This window comes from Micromonospora sp. NPDC049203, from assembly GCF_043197215.1.
Taxonomy (GTDB): Bacteria; Actinomycetota; Actinomycetes; order Mycobacteriales; family Micromonosporaceae; genus Micromonospora.
The window spans coordinates 621,792-637,906 of sequence record NZ_JBICSV010000001.1; the positions used below are offsets into that span (position 1 = coordinate 621,792).

The window sequence follows — 16,115 nt, forward strand, 5'->3', positions numbered from 1 at the left end:
TCGGAGCCTTGATCGTTGGTGCGCCGCCAGGGACTCGAACCCCGAACCCGCGGATTAAGAGTCCGCTGCTCTGCCAGTTGAGCTAGCGGCGCTCGCTGACAACGGGAAGAAGATTAGCACGCCCGCCGAGGCGGGTTCCAATCCGATACCGGGGTCCACCCTTCGGACGAGCTTAACCGGCGAAAGCGGCCAAAACGGCCATCTGATCCGGCGCGGGGGCGGGCACGGGAGCGTCGATACGGCACGATGTCCGCCAGGCACGCGAGGACAGGGGTGGGCATGGGCAGGTTCGCGCGGGCCGGGGCGACGGTGGGCGCCCTGGTCCTGACGGCGTCGCTGGCACTGACCGGGTGCGGCGGCGACGACGAGGGGAAGGCGCCGGAGTTCGTGCCCGGCCAGCAGCAGGTCGGCGGCGTCTCGTCCGCCGCGCCCGCGGACCCGAGCGCCTCGCCGAGCGACAGTGCCGCCGCGCCGCCGCTGACGGTGAGCCCGGCCGACGGCGCGAACGCACGGCCGGTCAGCACCGAGATCAGCGCCCGCATCCCCGGCGGCGGCACCGTGTCGAAGGTGGTGCTCGCCACGGCCGACGGGACCGCCGTCGCCGGGCGGATGCGGCGCGACGGGTCGAGCTGGGTGCCGTCGGCCGCGCTCAAGTACGGCACCAGGTACACGGCCACCGTCACCGGCGCCGGCAAGGACGGCCAGACCTACCAGGGCACCAGCACGTTCACCACGATGGCCAAGCCCAAGTCGATGATCGGCTCCGGCCTCTACATGTTCAGCGGCAAGACCTACGGGGTGGCGATGCCGGTGGTCGCCGAGTTCTCCCCCGGCATCCCGAAGAAGGACCGGGCCGCGGTGCAGAAGCGCATGTTCGTGCAGACCGACCCGCCGCAGCCCGGCGCCTGGCACTGGGTCGACAACGGCACCCAGGCGTACTACCGCGCCCCGGAGTACTGGAAGACCGGCACCACGATCACGGTCCGGCTGGCGCTCGCCGGGATCCCGCTGAGCAACGGCCGGTACGGCAACATCGACCGCGGCGCCACCGCCAAGATCGGACGCGCGTTCGAGATGACCGTGGACAACGCGACCAAGCAGATGACGGTCTCCGAGAACGGCACGGTGATCCGTACGCTGCCGGTGAGCCTGGGCAAGAAGAGCACCCCCTCCTCCAGCGGCACGATGGTGGTGATGGAGAAGAAGGAGTCCACCGTCTTCGACACCCGCAGCGAGCCGGACCCGGCCAACCGCTACGTCACGGAGATCGACTTCGCCCAGCGGATCACCTGGGGCGGCGAGTACATCCACGCGGCACCCTGGTCCGAGGGCGTGCAGGGGCGCCGCAACGTCTCGCACGGCTGCGTCAACGTGTCGATGGCCAACGGCCGCTGGCTGTTCGGCAAGACGATGGTGGGCGACCCGATCACGGTGAAGGGCACCGAACGGCGCCTGGCCCCGGGCAACGGCTGGACCGCGTGGAGCATGAGCTGGTCGCAGTTCGTCGCGGGCAGCGCGCTGCCCGTTCCGCAGGGCGGACAGCCGGCGCCGTTCTGACCGGCGTAACGTGGTCGGACACGCCACCTCCGACGAAGCGTCGGACGCTCATGGAATCGTTACACCCGCGCGGGGTGTTCCGGTTCACGTCCGGCAACGCGTACCCGCTCCGGCGCGTCTGACCAGAGACGACGGGGAACGGCATCACCTTGTGAGGGAGTCATGCGAGCTGGCCAGGACGAACCGATCCGGGGCGTGAGCGCCCGACGCGTCGGGCGCCGCCGTGCGCTGGCGGCCGGGCTGCTCGCCGCCGCGATGGCCCTGACCGCCTGCACCAGCGGTGGCGGCGACAAGCCGTCGAGCTGGCAGGGCGGCGGCGACAGCGACGGCGGCGAGAAGGCCCCGAAGGCGGCGGCCACCATCAGCGAGCCCGCCGCCGACGCCAAGGACGTGCCCGCGTCCACCGGCGTCACCTTCACCACGACCGAGGCGCAGGAGACCACTGTCGAGCTGAAGGACGCGGCCGGCAAGGTCGTCGACGGCACGCTCGCTTCGGACGGCAAGAGCTGGTTGCCGTCCTCGGCCCTGGAGTACGGGCAGACGTACACGGCGACCGTGACGGCGACCGGCGACGACGGCAAGCCCGCCACCGCCACCAGCACGTTCACCACGATGGCGAAGCCGGCCAAGCAGATCCGGGTCACCAGCTTCCTCGGCGACAACCAGGTCGTGGGCGTGGCCATGCCGCTGATCGTGAAGTTCGGCCGGGCCATCCCGGAGGACTACCGCGACGACATCCAGCGCCGGATGACAGTCACCGCGAAGCCGGCCCAGGAGGGCATCTGGCACTGGGTGAGCCCGACCGAGGTGCGTTACCGGCCCAAGACGTTCTGGAAGCCCAACAGCACCGTCAGCTACAAGGTGCAGGCGGGCGGCCTGCCGCTGGGCGGCGGCTGGTACGGCCGGTCCGACCTCAGCGTCGACCTGAAGATCGGCCCGTCGTTCGTGATGACTGTCGACAACCGCACCAAGCGGATGACAGTCACGCGTGACGGCAAGGTGGTCAAGACCATCCTGGTGAGCCTGGGCAAGAAGAGCACCCCCTCCTCCAGCGGCACCATGGTGGTGATGGAGAAGCTCCGGCACACGGTCTTCGACACCATGGAGGAGCTGGGCCCGGAGGAGGGCTACCGCACCGAGATCGACTACGCCCAGCGGCTCACCTGGGGCGGCGAGTTCATCCACGCCGCGCCCTGGTCCGAGGGCGTGCAGGGCCGATCGAACGTGTCGCACGGCTGCGTGAACGTCTCGATGAAGGACGGCAACTGGCTGTTCGCCAACACCCGCCTCGGCGACCCGATCACCGTCAAGGGCACCGAGCGCAAGCTCCAGAACGGCAACGGCTGGACCGACTGGAACATGAGCTGGGACGAGTACGTCAAGGGCAGCGCCCTGCCGTACGAGCCGCCGTCGGACGACACCACGCCGGACGCCGGCACTCCGAGCGTCGAGCCGACCCCCTGACCCCGCACACGACGAAGCCCCCTCCCGGAGGAGGGGGCTTCGTGTTTGGGGTGACTGATGGGAATTGAACCCACGACAACCGGGACCACAACCCGGTGCTCTGCCAACTGAGCTACAGCCACCATGCTCGCCGCTCCGGTCGCCCGGGGCGGTGCGCGGACTAATCATAGCCACACTCCGGCCGGCCCCGTCCACCGGGTTCGGCGCGGGCGTTAGAGCTGGGCGGCGATCGCCTTCGCGGCCTCGACGTCCGGGCCCGGCAGCGGCACGAACACGGTCCGCCGGTAGTACTCCAGCTCGCGGATGCTCTCCCGGATGTCGGCGAGGGCCCGGTGGGCCAGGCCCTTCTGCGGCTGCCCGAAGTACACCCGCGGGTACCAGCGCCGGCACAGCTCCTTGATCGAGGACACGTCGATCATCCGGTAGTGCAGGTGCGCGTCGAGCCGGGTCATGTCGCGGGCCAGGAAACCCCGGTCGGTGGCGATCGAGTTGCCGCACAGCGGCGCGGTGCGGGGGTCCTTCACGTAGCTGGTCACGTAGTCGAGCACCATGTCCTCGGCCTCGGCCAGCGTCACCGTGGAGCGGCGTACCTCCTCGGTGAGCCCGGACTTGGCGTGCATGGTGCGCACGATCTCCGGCATGCCGTCGAGCGCCTCGTCGTCGGCGTGGATCACCACGTCGACGCCGTCACCGAGCACGTTGAGGTCGGGATCGGTGACGAGCGCGGCGACCTCGATCAGGGCGTCGCGCCGCAGGTCGAGCCCGGTCATCTCACAGTCGATCCAGACGAGAAGATCAGCCACCGGGACAGACTACGCGCCGCCGACCCGCCCGCGCCTCGGCCCGGCGGCCGAGGTGGACCGCTAGGGTTTCCTGCGTGCCAGCCGAACCCGTCGCCTCACCCGCCGTCGCCCGTGACGGCGCGGGCGCGCGTACGGCCCGCCGGGTGCTGACGGTGCTGGCGCTCGTCGCGATCCTGCCGGCGCTCTACCTGCCCAACCTGCGGCACAACTTCTACGACCAGAAGATCTACATGTCGGCGATGGACTGGTGGACGTCCGGGCATCCGCTCTACGACTACGTCCAGCCGGACCGGGTGCAGGGCGCGCTCTACTTCACCTACCCGCCGTTCGCGGCGCTGCTGCTGGCCCCGTTCGGGTACCTGCGGCTCGGTGTGGCTGTCGCCGCGTTCGCGGTGCTGACCGTGGCCGCCGTGGTGGTGACCACCCGCTGGCTGGTGCTGCCGGTGCTGCGGCGCCACGACCTCCCGCGCGGGTTCGGCCTGACGGTCGCCGTGCTGCTGGTGCTGGCGATGGAGAGCACCCGGGAGACGCTCACGCTCGGGCAGATCAACATGCTGCTCGTGGTGCTGATCCTCGGTGACCTGCTGTTCGCCGTACCGCAGGGTCGGCGCTGGGCCGGTGTGGGCGTGGGGCTGGCCGCGGCGCTCAAGCTCTTCCCGGGCATCTTCGTGCTCTACCTGCTCGCCGCCCGCAAGTGGCGGGCGGCGACGGTGGCCACGGTGACCGCCGCGGTGGCCACGCTGCTGGCAGCGGCGCTCGCGCCGGGCGACTCGTGGCGGTTCTGGACCCACGAACTGTGGACCACCGACCGGGTCGGCCGCACCGACTACACCGGCAACCAGTCGCTGTTCGGACTGCTCAGCCGCCTGTCCCCGACGGCCGAGGCGGGCCGGCTGCCGTGGCTGCTGCTCGCGCTGGCGGTGGCCGCGTTCGGCCTGTGGCGGGCGGCGCGCGCGGCCCGGGCGGGGGACGCGCTCGTGGGTCTCACCCTGACCGGCCTGGTGGGCGGGCTGGTCAGCCCGATCACCTGGATCCACCACCTGTACTGGTTCATCCCCGCCGTGGTGGTGCTCGTCGACGCGGCGTTGGACGCCGATCCGGCGACGCCCGCCGGGGCCCGCCGTCGCGGCGGCCTCTTCGCGCTGGCGGCCGTCGTGGGCCTGCCGATCGTGTACGGCCTGGTGTCGTTCCAGGACTGGGGCACCGCCATCGTGCACACCGACGACCCTGTCGATTTCGTCGTCCGCAACCTGTACGTGCTGCTCAGCCTGCTGTTGCTGGCGGTGCTCCCGATCCGTCATCACCGGGACGCGTCGCCGACGACCCGGACTGAACGGACACATCTCGCAACAAATGGCGATAAGCGCTAATCTGGTCGCAACTACCTCAGTTTTCTCCCAGGTAGCACCGATCCCCCGGTGAGAACGGCCCTCCGCGTCGGCAGCGCGGAGGGCCGTTCGGGTTCTCCGCGTCAGTCCTCGTGGTCCTCGCACCGGCCGGGCGGTGCGGCGATCGCCGCGCGGCCCCGCCCGCCGCACCCGGAGCCCACTGCCACCAGGTGCCGCTCGGGGCGCGACGCCGGGCCCGGCTGCCGGCCCAGCCCGCTCAACGAGGTGACGCCGAGGCGACCGGCCAGCACCGGCACCTGGTCCGGTTCGACCACGAAGACCACCTCACGGGGCCGCAACGGGCGCAGCAGCAGCACGACGGCGAGGACCACGAGCAGCGTCCCGCCGGCCGGCAGCGCCCACGCCAGCCCGGGGAACCATCCGGCCCGCAGCTCGGCACGCATCCGCAGGTCGAGGCCGGCCGCACCGTCCACGCGCAGCACGACCAGGCTCAACGACCGGTCGGCCAGTTCCGCCGGGCTCCACTCCAGGGAGCCGACGCCCTGGCGTACCCAGAAGGGCTCTGTCATCGGCGCGACGTCGCCGGCACCGGCGGTGGCCGGGTCGAGGTCGACAGGTAGCGGGCCCCGGGTGACGGCGACGCGGCGCACGGTGCTGTGCGGGACGTCGGCCAGCCACTGTCGCACCTGGTCGGCCGGGGCCAGGCCGAGGAAGACCGGGCCGCCGTCGTCCCGCGCGGTCAGGCTCAGCCGGACCTGACCGGTGCGGGCGAGCGGCGCGTCGGCGCGCAGCAACGCGTCCACGTCGGTCACGAGCACCGCCCGGGCGGGCGTGCGGACCGGCTCGAACCGGGCGTCGAACCCGCCGTCCGGGCCGGCGTGCCGGGCGGCGAACCAGAGGCCGCCGCCCGCCAGCAGCGCCGGAACCCCAAGCGCCAGCAACACCATGCCGGCGATCGTGCGTACGAAACGCATTCGCGTCGTCCCTCTCGGTAGCCGAATACCCGGCCGACCTTACCGACGCGCGTCGGCCGACCGCCGGATATCGGCAGCACCGGCCCGGGACGGCAACCGGCCCGGCGGATCGGTCCGCCGGGCCGGTGCGTCGCTCACGTTCGCTACGACGTCGCGGCGGGCTCCCGCCGGGTACGCGCGAACGCCAGACCGCCCAGGGCCAGGCCGCCCAGTCCGGCGACCAGGCCCGCCACACCGAGGGCGGTGGCCACGCCGGAGTCCTCGTCGTCATCGTCGTCGTCAGCGGCGGCAGCGGGCGCGCTCGCGCCCGGCGAGGCGGGCGCCGCCCCGGCCAGCTTCAGCACCGGCGCCGGGTTCTCCGGCTCCTCCGCGCCCGGCGTGGGCTCCTCGATCCACCGGGAGACGTTGCCGTCGGAGTACGTCTGGAGCACCTTGAACACCATCGTGTCGGCCTGCGGGAGCGGGCCCATCGACACCGGGAACTCCTGGAACTCGCCCGGCTTCACGCCGCCGCCGGGCGCGGCGGTGAAGGTCAGCTTGGAGACCGCCTCGGTGAGCTGGCTGCCGTGCACCTCGATCGGCGGGTCGACCTTGCGCTTCTCCACCGCCACCGTCCAACCCGGCACCGGCATGGTGGAGACCGAGCCGACCGGGGCGTTCTCCGGCAGGTTCACCTCGACCTTGACTGTCGACGCCGTGTCGCTCTCGTTCGGCACCCGGAACGCGAACCGGCCGTAGCCGCCCTGTGTGCCCTCGGCCGGGTTGATCGTGACGTGCGCCGAGGCTTGCCCGGCCAGGCCGAGTACGGCCGTGGCGACGGTGGCGAGGGTCAACGCGGCGACTGTCGCGGGACGCCGGAGACGGATCATGGGGGGACCTTCCGTTACTTGATCGGCACGGTGGCGGTCACCGTGGCCTGGTCGATGTCGGTGGTACGGACGGTGATGCGCAACTGCCAGTCGCCTCGGGCCGGCAGGTTGACCTCGCCGGTGGCGTGGTTGTCGCTCAACGGCAGCAGCGGGACGGCGATCGGCTCGATCCCGGCCGACGGCAGCGCGGCGGTCACCTTCCACTCCTGCACCGGCTGCGGGCGGCTGTCCTTGGTGTAGGCGTACAGGTGCAGCGTGTTGTTCCCGGTCTCGGCCGGGTCGAACTGGACCTCCAGCGAGTAGATCGGGCTGCTCAGCGTGGCGGAGAAGTAGCCCTGCTCGGCACCGGCGACATTCGCGGTCGCGGTGCGCGCCGGGGTGGTCTGCACGAGCGTCGCGGACACGCCGAGCACCACCGCCGTGATCACCAGCTCGGCCACCACGGCCCGCCGCATCGCGCCCGGCCGGCCGGCGGCCACCCGCCGCCGCACCAACGCCCGGGAGTACGCGGCCACGCCGATCACCAGCGCGAACAGCGCGATCTTGGCGAGCAGCAGCCGGCCGTACGTGGTGTCGAACAGCGCCCCCAGGCTGGCCACCTCGATGAGCCCCTGCACGGTGCCGGCCAGCAGCAGCGCGGCCACCGCGAGCGCGGCCCACCGGGACCAGATCGGCAGGATGGCGTCCAGCTCGCGCTCGTCGGCCCTGCGCAGCAGGAACACCGCGAGCATGACCAGACCGCCCAGCCAGACCGCCATGCCGCCCAGGTGCACCGCGTCCACCATCACGGAGACCGCCGGCGCGGGCGAGGCCGCGGCGTGCCCGGCCAGCGGCCAGGTGAACAGCGCCGCGCCGCCGAGGACGGCCAGGATGATCCCGTCGGTACGGCCGATCGGACCGGCGAACAGCGGCCGGAGCAGGAACGCGGCGGCGGCGAGCAGGCCCAGCCGGACCAGGTGCGTGGTGCCGTAGGCGCTGCCCAGCACGTCGCCCAGGCCGGAGCCGGTCACGTCGAACAGGCCGCCGCCGTTGACGTACGGCACCTGGAGCCACACCTCGGCCACCGTCGCCACCGCCAGCAGGCCCAGCCCGGTCCAGGCCAGCCGCGCCGGCCCCCGGCGGGAGAGCCGGCCCGGCCAGAGCGCGGCCAGCACCAGCGCCGGACCGACGAGCAGCAGCAACCCGACGTAGCCGGCGTACTTCGCCACCTTCACCGCGGTCTCGGTCACCGGGTTCGCCCGGTTGTCCGAGCCGCTGTCGGTGGGCGGCTCGGACGGCGCCCCGACCGAGTAGGTGAACGCGCCGGAGACCGGGTGGCTGTCGGCCGAGATGACCCGGTAGCTCACCAGGTAGGTGCCGCGCCCCCCGGAGGGGTCCACCGGGATGGTGACCTCGGCGCCCCGGAAGGTCGGTTCGCCCCGGTCGGCGCGCGAGCCGTCGGGGGCGATCACCCGCACCTTCCCCGGCACCTTGCGGACGCCCTCACTGAACGTGATCACCACTTGCGCGGGCGCCTCGGGAACCACGGCGGAGGCGGCCGGGCTGCTGCTCACCAGAACCGCGTGGGCGGCGGCCGGGGTGGCCGGGACGAGGAGCAGGGCGACCAGCAGGAGCAGCAGCCCGGCGACGGCACCGGAGCGGGCGGCGACGACCCGGGACGGGCGGCGTACGGCAGCAGTCATGCCGCCATGGTTCCCGAACCGGGCCGGGTCCGGCGAGCCGGTCTCCGGTGGGCGTGGCCCAGCGCGCGGCCGCCTCGACGGCACGCGCCACGCCGGGCCTGCTCGGATGTCATGGGTGGGTAGTCGGACGGCGGCGGGAAAAAGTTCCCGGCGTGTGCGGGACCACGGAATGGGTCGAAGGACCCTGTCCCGTCCGGGTACGCCGCGTAACCTCGGGTGACGTGATCCCCGGCCCGCGCGACACCGCCGCCGACCGCCCCGACGCCGCTCGGGACGCGGCCACCGGCTGGGCGCTGGCCGCCCGCGACGGGGACCGCGACGCGCAGGCCGCCTTCGTCCGGGCCACCCAGGCCGAGGTGTGGCGCTTCGCCGCCGCGCTCGTCGACCCGGACAGCGCGGACGACCTGACGCAGGAGACGTACCTGCGGGCGTTCCGGGCGCTCTCCGGCTTCGAGGGCCGCTCCAGCGTGCGTACCTGGCTGCTCGGGATCGCCCGGCGGGCCTGCGCCGACCACCTGCGCACTGTGGTGCGCCGCCGCCGGCTCGACGCGCGGCTCGCCGCCCAGGCCGCCACCGACCGCCCCTACCCGGACCCGGCCGGCCAGCTCGGCGCCACCGACCTGGTCCGCCGGCTGCCCGCCGAGCGGCGCTCCGCGTTCGTGCTCACCCAGTTGCTCGGCCTGTCGTACGCCGAGGCCGCCGACGTGGAGGGGGTGCCGGTGGGCACCATCCGCTCCCGGGTGGCCCGGGCCCGCGACGAGCTGGTCGACGCCGTCGGCGACACGCTGGCCGGATAGCGGGAACCTTTCGTGACGCTCGGACGACGAATGACTGTGACCCCCTCCCCCTCCCCCCGGGCCGGCGGCTGGCACGCCCTGCGCCCCTGGCTCGGCGTCGCGGCCCGCCTCGGACTCGCCGCCGTGTGGCTGATCGCCGGCGGCACCAAGGTCGGCGACCTGGCTGCCTCCGGCCGGGCCGTGAACGCGTACCAGGTGATGCCGTACGACGTGGCCACCGTGATCGGCGCGGCGCTGCCGTTCGTCGAGCTGGCCCTGGGCGTACTGCTGCTCGTCGGGCTGGCCACCCGGGTCGGCGCGGGCGTCTCCGCGGCGCTGCTGGTGGTCTTCGTCGCCGGCATCGCCTCGGCCTGGGCCCGTGGCCTGGCCATCGACTGCGGGTGTTTCGGCAGCGGCGGCCAGCTCGCCGCCGGCCAGACCCCCAGCTACCTCCCGGAGATCCTCCGGGACATCGGGTTCCTGGCGCTCGCCGGGTTCCTGCTGATCTGGCCCCGCACCCCGTTCTCGGTGGACGGGTGGCTGGCGGGCGACGACACGGTGGAGGACGACGATGAGCAGTCGTAAGGGGCGCAGGGACGCGGCCCGGGTGGTACGCGAGCAGATCGCCCGGGAGAAGCGGCGCAAGCGGACGCTCTGGACCTCGATCGCCGCGGTGCTGGTGCTCGTCATCGCCGGTGGCATCGGCTGGGCCGCCTACTCCAGCCAGAAGTCCGACGAGTTCACCGCCCCGCCCGGGGCCAACGACGCCGGCACCGGCATCGTGCAGGGCACCGGACCGGTCACCATCGACCTGTACGAGGACTACCTCTGCCCGGCCTGCAAGCAGTTCCAGCAGATCAACGGCGAGACGCTCAACCAGCTCGTCACCGACGGCAAGGCGAAGCTGGTGTTCCACCCGGTCGCGTTCCTCAACCGCTTCTCCACCACCGAATACTCGACCCGCTCCTCGGCTGCCTCCGGCTGCGCCGCCAAGGGCGGCAAGTTCCGCGAGTTCACCGAGCAGCTCTTCGCCAAGCAGCCGCCGGAGGGCGGCGCCGGGCTCAGCAACGACGAACTCGTCGACATCGGCGCGGGCGTCGGGCTGAACCGGGACGAGTTCGCGTCCTGCGTCTCCGACGGCACGTACCGGTCGTGGACCGAGCACGTCACCGACGAGGCGAGCAAGTCCGGCGTGACCAGCACCCCGACCATCAAGGTCAACGGCAGCGAGCTCCAGGACCGCAGCCCCGAGGGGATCAAGGCAGCGGTGGAGGCGGCCGGCAAGTGATCGCACCCCTGCGCCGGGCCGCGCTGGTGCTCGCCGTCGCGGCCACCGCACTGCTCACACTCGCCGGCCCGGCCGCCGCACACGGCGCGGACGCGCCCGACGGCACCGACTACCGCGCCACGATCAGCGGCGTCGACCCGGACCGCCCCGGCCTCACCGCACGCATGGTGGAGGCCGGCGCGCGGCTGGAGCTGACGAACGACACCGCCGCCGACGTGACGGTGCTCGGCTACTCCGGTGAACCGTACCTGCGCATCGGCCCGGGCGGCGTGTACGAGAACACCCGCTCCCCCGCCACGTACCTGAACCGGACGCTGGCCGGCGAGACCCGGCTGCGGGCCGAGGCGAACCCGGCCGCCGCGCCGGACTGGCGCCGGATCGACGACGGACCGACAGCCCGCTGGCACGACCAGCGCACGCTGTGGCGCGACGACGCCCCGCCGGCCGCCGTCGCCGCCGACCCGGACCGGGAACACCGGGTACGCGACTGGACGGTGCCGTTGCGCGCCGGTGACACCACCGGAGCCGTACGCGGCACGCTGGACTGGGTGCCGCCACCCGACCCGTACCCCTGGTGGGTGGCCGCCACGCTGGGCTTCCTGCTGATCGGCGCGGCGGGGCTGGCGCCGGGAGGCACCGCCGCCGGAGTGCGGGCGCTGCGCGCGGTCGGCGCGCTGCTCGCAGTGGGCGGCGCCGCCACTGTGGCGCTCACCGTCGCCCGCGCGCTGGACACCGGTGCTCCCGGCGTCGGTGGGACGCTCGCCGAGCTGGTCACCGGGCAGATCTGGACGCTGCTCACCGGGCTCGGCGCGCTCGCCGCGGGCGGGTACGCGCTGGCCCGCCGCCCGGCCGCCGACTTCGTGCTGGCGCTCGCCGGCGCCTGCCTCACGCTGTTCGCCGGGGCGACGAACCTGGCCGCGCTGTCCCGCGCGATCCCACCGGCCGCCGGCCCGGCGGTGCTGGTCCGGGTGCTGGTGGTGGTCGGCCTGGCCACAGGCGCCGGCGCGGTCGCCGCCGGCCTGCTGCGCCTGCGCACCGCCGCAAGAGCAGCCCGCCCCACCCCGCACCCAGCCCCCGTGCCCTGACCCGAGCCGCCCTCCCCCGGTCTGGCCCCGCGATCTTGCAGTTGCTGCCCCTCGGATGCGGCTTTCGCACTTTCTGCCCGGGCAGAAAGTGCGAGATCGCCGCAGACGGGGGTGGGGCGGGGGGACGGCTCGGGTCAGGAGGGGCGGGGGGCGAAGCCGTAGGGGAGCTCCAGGCGGTGGGCGGCCAGCAGCGCCTCGTCGGACAGGAGGTCTGCGGTGGGGGCGTCGGCGACGATCCGGCCGCCGTCCAGGATCACCGAGCGGGGGCACAGCTCGGCCGCGTACGGCAGGTCGTGCGTGACCATGAGCAGCGTCACCGGCAGGGCGCGCAGGATCTCGGCAAGCTCCCGCCGGGCGGCCGGGTCGAGGTTCGACGACGGCTCGTCCAGCACCAGGATCTCCGGGCGCATGGCGAGCACGGTGGCCACCGCCACCCGGCGCCGCTGCCCGAACGACAGGTGGTGCGGCGCGCGGTCCCGGTGCTCGCTCATCCCGACGGCCGCGAGCGCCTCGTCGACCCGGGCGGCCAGCTCGGCCCCGCGCAGGCCCAGGTTGGCCGGGCCGAACGCGACGTCCTCGGCGACAGTGGGCAGAAAGAGCTGGTCGTCCGGGTCCTGGAAGACGATGCCGACGCGGCGGCGCACCTCGGCCAGCGTGTCCCGGTCGCGGGTGACGGTCAGGCCGCCGACGCTCACCGTGCCCTCGGTGGGGGTGAGGATGCCGTTGAGGTGCAGCACGAGCGTCGTCTTGCCGGCACCGTTGGGCCCGAGCAGCGCCACCCGCTCGCCGCGCGGCACGGTCAGGTCCACGCCGTGCAGGGCGACGTGACCGTCCGGGTACGCGTACCGGACGCCGTCGACGTTCAGGGAGGGTGGCTGCCGCACGTACCCGATCATTGCAGGACGAGCGCGACGGCGGCGATGGTGGCCGCGATCGCCGGCACCGTCGCGGCGGCCGCCCACTGGCCGGCGGTGGCCGCGCCCGCGCCCTGCCACACCGCCGGCATCCGGCCGGTGTAGCCGCGGGAGAGCATCGCCAGATAGACCCGCTCGCCGCGCTCGAACGCGCGCAGGAACAGCGTGCCGACCCCGGCCGCGAAGCCGCGCAACTGCCACAGGAAGCGTGGGTCGTCCCCGCGCGACACCCGGGCCACCCGCATGCGCCGGGCCTCGCCGACGAGCACCTCCAGATAGCGCAGCATGAACGTGGCGATCTGGGTGAGGATCTGCGGGCACCGCAGCCGGTCCAGGCCGAGCAGCAGGTCACGCGTCGTCGTGGTCGCCGCCAGCAGGAGCGACGCGAGTACGCCGAGCGTGCCCTTGGCGAGGATGTTGAACGCGCCGTGCAGCCCGTCGACGGACAGGGCGAGCCCGGCCACCTCGACCCGCTCCCCGGCGCCGAGGAACGGCAGCGCGAACGCGAACAGCACGAACGGCAGCTCGATGAGCGCCCGGCTGAGCAGCCAGCGCGGGCCGACCCGGGCCAGCGCGGCCACCACGGCGACCAGGAGCGCGTACCCGCCGAAGGCCCAGTACGCCTCCCGGGGCGTGGCCACCACCGCGATGGTGAACAGCACCATCGCGGCGATCTTCACCTCCGGCGGGAGGCGGTGCACCGGCGAGCCGGACTCGCGGTAGAGCACGTGCGCGTGCCCGGCGCCCATGCTCAGCGGGTGCCGCTGGACGGGGTCGCGGCCCCGTCCGCCGCGTCGGCGCTCGCGGTGGTCGCGGCGGGCGTGGCGGGCGCGGCGGGCGTGGCGGGCGGGGCGGGGCCGCGGCGGCGGGCCAGCCAGAACAGGCCGCCGCCGAACGCGAAGGTGAGCAGCACGCCGAGCACGCCGGACAGGCCGGTGGAGACGAAGTCGTTGCCGATCCCGCGTACGCCGTAGTCGGCCAGCGGGCTGTCGGCCAGCTCGTGGTCCTTCGCCTGCTGGGCCGGGCAGCTGCCGCCGGTGATCTCGTCGTCGGCGTTCACCGTGCAGCCCTTGAGCAGCGACGAGTCGAGCCCGTCCGGGTGCGACGAGGCGTAGTTGCTCACCACGCCGGCAAGCACCAGTGCCACCAGCAGGCCGCCGAGCAGGAACGGCCAGTGACGCTTGTTCATCGGGCACCTCCGGCGACCGGGACGGCGGGAGCCGGCGTGGCCGGCTTGAGGGCGCGCAGCGCGTACACCAGATCGGGCCGGACCTTCGCGACGGTGACCACCGTGGTCGCGGTGATCAGGCCCTCGCCGATGCCGATGAGCAGGTGGGCGAAGGCCATGGTGCCGGCCAGGCCGGCGAGGTTACCGCCGAGGTCGGTGGTGCCGCCCAGCCAGTACTGGAAGACGAATCCCTGGGACGCGACCACGACGCTGACGAGCGCGGAGACGAACGCGGTGACCGCCAGCCCGGCCGGGGTACGCGGCAGCACCCGCAGCAGCAGCGCGACCAGCAGGTACGCGGCGGCGGTGCCGAGAAGCGCCATGTTGGTGATGTTGAGGCCGAGCATCGCCACCCCGCCGTCACCGAAGACCAGCGCCTGCACGATCAGCACCACGGCGACGCAGAGCGCGCCGACCCAGGGCCCGACGAGCAGGGCGGCGAGCGCGCCGCCGAGCAGGTGCCCGCTGACCCCGGCGGTGAAGATCGGGAAGTTGAGCATCTGCACGGCGAAGATGAACGCCGCCACCAGACCGGCCATCGGGGCCAGCCGGTCGTCGAGGTCGGCTCGGCCCCGCAGCACGCAGAAGGCGAGCGCGGCGAGGGCGAGAGCCGCGAAGATCGCGGCGACCGGACCGTTGATGATCCCGTTGGAGATGTGCATCGCCAGGGTGTCCACGCGCTCAGCGTATTTCCAGGAAGGCGCTGTTGCCAATATCTTGCAACAACCTCATGATGGCCGTCACCGCGCCCGCGCGTCGCCGCCGGCCGGCCGTACCGGCCCGGCGGTATCGTCAGCGCCATGACCGACCGCCTCAAGCCCGGCGACCCCGCCCCCGACTTCACCCTGCCCACCGACGACGGCGGCACGCTGTCCCTGGCCGGCCTGCGCGGCCGCAAGGTCATCCTGTACGCCTACCCGGCCGCCATGACGCCCGGCTGCACGAAGCAGGCGTGTGACTTCCGGGACTCCCTCGCCTCGCTCCAGGCCGCCGGGTACGAGGTGGTGGGCGTCTCGCCGGACAAGCCGGCCAAGCTCGCCAGGTTCCGCGACCGGGACGCCATCACGTTCCCGCTGGTCTCCGACGAGGACAAGGCGGTGCTGACCGCGTACGGCGCGTTCGGCGAGAAGCAGATGTACGGCCGCACGGTCACCGGCGTGATCCGTTCGACGTTCGTGGTGGACGAGGACGGCAAGATCGAGCAGGCGTTCTACAACGTGCGGGCCACCGGCCACGTCGCCAAGCTGCGCCGGGATCTCGGCCTCGACTGAGCCGTACGCGCGGGCGGGCCGGCCTCGGTGGCTCCGGATGTGGTCTACGATCCGGAGGCTGTGACACCGACCGGCTTCCGCCCGGCTTCCGATCGCGGGCGCCCGCCGCGTCGGCCGCAACGGCCGTGGAGGACTACGGTGTTCACCATGGAGGGGCCGTAGCCCAACGGCAGAGGCATGCGGTTTAGGTCCGCACCAGTGCGGGTTCGAATCCCGCCGGCCCTACCATTCGTCCACGGCGACTGTCACGAAGGTCACGAACGCGGGTCCCGGCCGCACTGCCGCGCGCAGGATTACGGGCGTGGACCTGCGCTTCGTACTCGACCCCGACCTGACCCCTGAGCTGCGCGAACAGATCGTCGCGCTCTGGGTGGACGTGACGAACGCCGGCGGCGCCGTCGGCTTCGTCGCCCCGGTGACGGCCGACGACGTGCGCCCGCTCGCCACCTCGACGCTCGACGAGATCGCGGACGGGCCGGACCGGCTGCTCGCCGGCTACGAGGGCGGCCGACTGGTGGCGGTCCTGATCATCGCCGACAACCGGTTCCACCTCAAGACGCACTGGCGGGTGCTCAAGCGCGTCATGGTGCACCCCGGCACGCAGGGGCGCGGCCACGGCGCGGCGCTGATGCGCGAGGCCGAGCGGATCGCCCGAGGGCTCGGCCTGGCGGCGCTGCACGTGACGGTCCGCGACGGCCTCGGCCTGGACGGCTTCTACAAGCGCCTCGGCTACCGCGAGGTCGGCCGCCTCCCCGCCGCGCTGCGCCTGTCCCCCACCGACGCCCGCGACGAGATCCTCATGTGGCTCCCCCTCCCCTGACCCCGCCGCCCACCCCACCCCACCTCGTCGATCTT

General features: G+C 73.2%; 17 protein-coding genes and 3 tRNA genes. 10 read left to right on the forward strand and 10 right to left on the reverse strand.

Features of this window, described 5'->3' with window-relative positions:
* Nucleotides 1–16: 16 nt before the first annotated feature.
* A tRNA-Lys gene (locus ACGFIA_RS02885) sits at nt 17–92 on the reverse strand.
* Between the two features lie 187 nt (nt 93–279).
* On the opposite strand from ACGFIA_RS02885, the gene ACGFIA_RS02890 reads away from it, so the two are divergent.
* The gene (locus ACGFIA_RS02890) at nt 280–1,557 is read left to right on the forward strand and encodes an Ig-like domain-containing protein (protein ID WP_357467007.1); all 1,278 of its coding nucleotides are present in this window, start codon (nt 280–282) and stop codon (nt 1,555–1,557) included.
* 162 nt (nt 1,558–1,719) lie between these two features.
* Entirely contained in the window at nt 1,720–3,021 is a 1,302-nt protein-coding gene (locus ACGFIA_RS02895; RefSeq protein WP_357385889.1) for an Ig-like domain-containing protein, read from the forward strand.
* A 46-nt stretch (nt 3,022–3,067) separates the two neighbouring features.
* Here the strand turns inward: ACGFIA_RS02895 and ACGFIA_RS02900 are convergent.
* Both ACGFIA_RS02900 and orn read right to left on the reverse strand, forming a co-directional pair.
* A tRNA-His gene (locus ACGFIA_RS02900) sits at nt 3,068–3,143 on the reverse strand.
* 90 nt (nt 3,144–3,233) lie between these two features.
* Nucleotides 3,234–3,824, reverse strand: a complete 591-nt coding sequence (orn, locus tag ACGFIA_RS02905; protein WP_013474266.1) for an oligoribonuclease — start codon at nt 3,822–3,824, stop codon at nt 3,234–3,236.
* A gap of 74 nt (nt 3,825–3,898) precedes the next feature.
* On the opposite strand from orn, the gene ACGFIA_RS02910 reads away from it, so the two are divergent.
* Nucleotides 3,899–5,194, forward strand: a complete 1,296-nt coding sequence (locus ACGFIA_RS02910) for a glycosyltransferase 87 family protein (protein WP_357467002.1) — start codon at nt 3,899–3,901, stop codon at nt 5,192–5,194.
* Between the two features lie 101 nt (nt 5,195–5,295).
* On the opposite strand, the gene ACGFIA_RS02915 is transcribed toward ACGFIA_RS02910, so the two are convergent.
* The 3 genes from ACGFIA_RS02915 to ACGFIA_RS02925 all read right to left on the reverse strand — a co-directional run bounded on the left by ACGFIA_RS02915 (nt 5,296) and on the right by ACGFIA_RS02925 (nt 8,698).
* A complete protein-coding gene (locus ACGFIA_RS02915; RefSeq protein ID WP_393258143.1) occupies nt 5,296–6,147 on the reverse strand; it encodes a hypothetical protein in 852 nt (283 codons plus the stop codon).
* A 143-nt stretch (nt 6,148–6,290) separates the two neighbouring features.
* On the reverse strand, nt 6,291–7,016 hold the full coding sequence (locus tag ACGFIA_RS02920) for a YcnI family protein (protein WP_393258146.1): 726 nt from the start codon (nt 7,014–7,016) through the stop codon (nt 6,291–6,293).
* 14 nt (nt 7,017–7,030) lie between these two features.
* Nucleotides 7,031–8,698: a copper resistance protein CopC gene (locus ACGFIA_RS02925; protein WP_357385898.1), complete on the reverse strand. Its 1,668-nt coding sequence runs from the start codon at nt 8,696–8,698 to the stop codon at nt 7,031–7,033.
* A 221-nt stretch (nt 8,699–8,919) separates the two neighbouring features.
* Between ACGFIA_RS02925 and ACGFIA_RS02930 the strand changes: the two genes are divergently transcribed.
* Genes ACGFIA_RS02930 through ACGFIA_RS02945 form a run of 4 tightly spaced genes read left to right on the forward strand, consistent with a single transcriptional unit; the run spans nt 8,920 to nt 11,847 of the window.
* A complete protein-coding gene (locus ACGFIA_RS02930; RefSeq protein ID WP_357476312.1) occupies nt 8,920–9,495 on the forward strand; it encodes a sigma-70 family RNA polymerase sigma factor in 576 nt (191 codons plus the stop codon).
* A gap of 30 nt (nt 9,496–9,525) precedes the next feature.
* A complete protein-coding gene (locus ACGFIA_RS02935) occupies nt 9,526–10,059 on the forward strand; it encodes a MauE/DoxX family redox-associated membrane protein (protein WP_357476314.1) in 534 nt (177 codons plus the stop codon).
* On the forward strand, nt 10,046–10,762 hold the full coding sequence (locus ACGFIA_RS02940) for a thioredoxin domain-containing protein (RefSeq protein WP_357476316.1): 717 nt from the start codon (nt 10,046–10,048) through the stop codon (nt 10,760–10,762). Before ACGFIA_RS02935 ends, ACGFIA_RS02940 begins: the two co-directional genes overlap by 14 nt.
* The gene (locus ACGFIA_RS02945) at nt 10,759–11,847 is read left to right on the forward strand and encodes a hypothetical protein (protein ID WP_393258151.1); all 1,089 of its coding nucleotides are present in this window, start codon (nt 10,759–10,761) and stop codon (nt 11,845–11,847) included. The genes ACGFIA_RS02940 and ACGFIA_RS02945 overlap by 4 nt, the downstream gene beginning before the upstream one ends.
* A gap of 134 nt (nt 11,848–11,981) precedes the next feature.
* Here ACGFIA_RS02945 and ACGFIA_RS02950 read toward each other — a convergent pair whose 3' ends face one another.
* Genes ACGFIA_RS02950 through ACGFIA_RS02965 form a run of 4 tightly spaced genes read right to left on the reverse strand, consistent with a single transcriptional unit; the run spans nt 11,982 to nt 14,666 of the window.
* Nucleotides 11,982–12,743: an energy-coupling factor ABC transporter ATP-binding protein gene (locus ACGFIA_RS02950; RefSeq protein ID WP_393258154.1), complete on the reverse strand. Its 762-nt coding sequence runs from the start codon at nt 12,741–12,743 to the stop codon at nt 11,982–11,984.
* Nucleotides 12,740–13,510 carry a cobalt ECF transporter T component CbiQ gene (gene cbiQ / locus ACGFIA_RS02955; RefSeq protein WP_357385909.1) on the reverse strand — a complete coding sequence of 257 codons (771 nt, stop codon included), beginning with the start codon at nt 13,508–13,510 and terminating at the stop codon, nt 12,740–12,742. Before cbiQ ends, ACGFIA_RS02950 begins: the two co-directional genes overlap by 4 nt.
* Before the next feature lie 2 nt (nt 13,511–13,512).
* Entirely contained in the window at nt 13,513–13,950 is a 438-nt protein-coding gene (locus ACGFIA_RS02960; protein WP_393258158.1) for a PDGLE domain-containing protein, read from the reverse strand.
* The gene (locus ACGFIA_RS02965; protein WP_357385913.1) at nt 13,947–14,666 is read right to left on the reverse strand and encodes an energy-coupling factor ABC transporter permease; all 720 of its coding nucleotides are present in this window, start codon (nt 14,664–14,666) and stop codon (nt 13,947–13,949) included. Before ACGFIA_RS02965 ends, ACGFIA_RS02960 begins: the two co-directional genes overlap by 4 nt.
* A 123-nt stretch (nt 14,667–14,789) precedes the next feature.
* Between ACGFIA_RS02965 and bcp the strand changes: the two genes are divergently transcribed.
* The 3 genes from bcp to ACGFIA_RS02980 all read left to right on the forward strand — a co-directional run bounded on the left by bcp (nt 14,790) and on the right by ACGFIA_RS02980 (nt 16,080).
* Nucleotides 14,790–15,260, forward strand: a complete 471-nt coding sequence (bcp, locus tag ACGFIA_RS02970; protein WP_393258161.1) for a thioredoxin-dependent thiol peroxidase — start codon at nt 14,790–14,792, stop codon at nt 15,258–15,260.
* 152 nt (nt 15,261–15,412) lie between these two features.
* Nucleotides 15,413–15,488, forward strand: a tRNA-Leu gene (locus ACGFIA_RS02975).
* Between the two features lie 73 nt (nt 15,489–15,561).
* Nucleotides 15,562–16,080: a GNAT family N-acetyltransferase gene (locus tag ACGFIA_RS02980; protein WP_357466981.1), complete on the forward strand. Its 519-nt coding sequence runs from the start codon at nt 15,562–15,564 to the stop codon at nt 16,078–16,080.
* Nucleotides 16,081–16,115 lie beyond the last annotated feature (35 nt).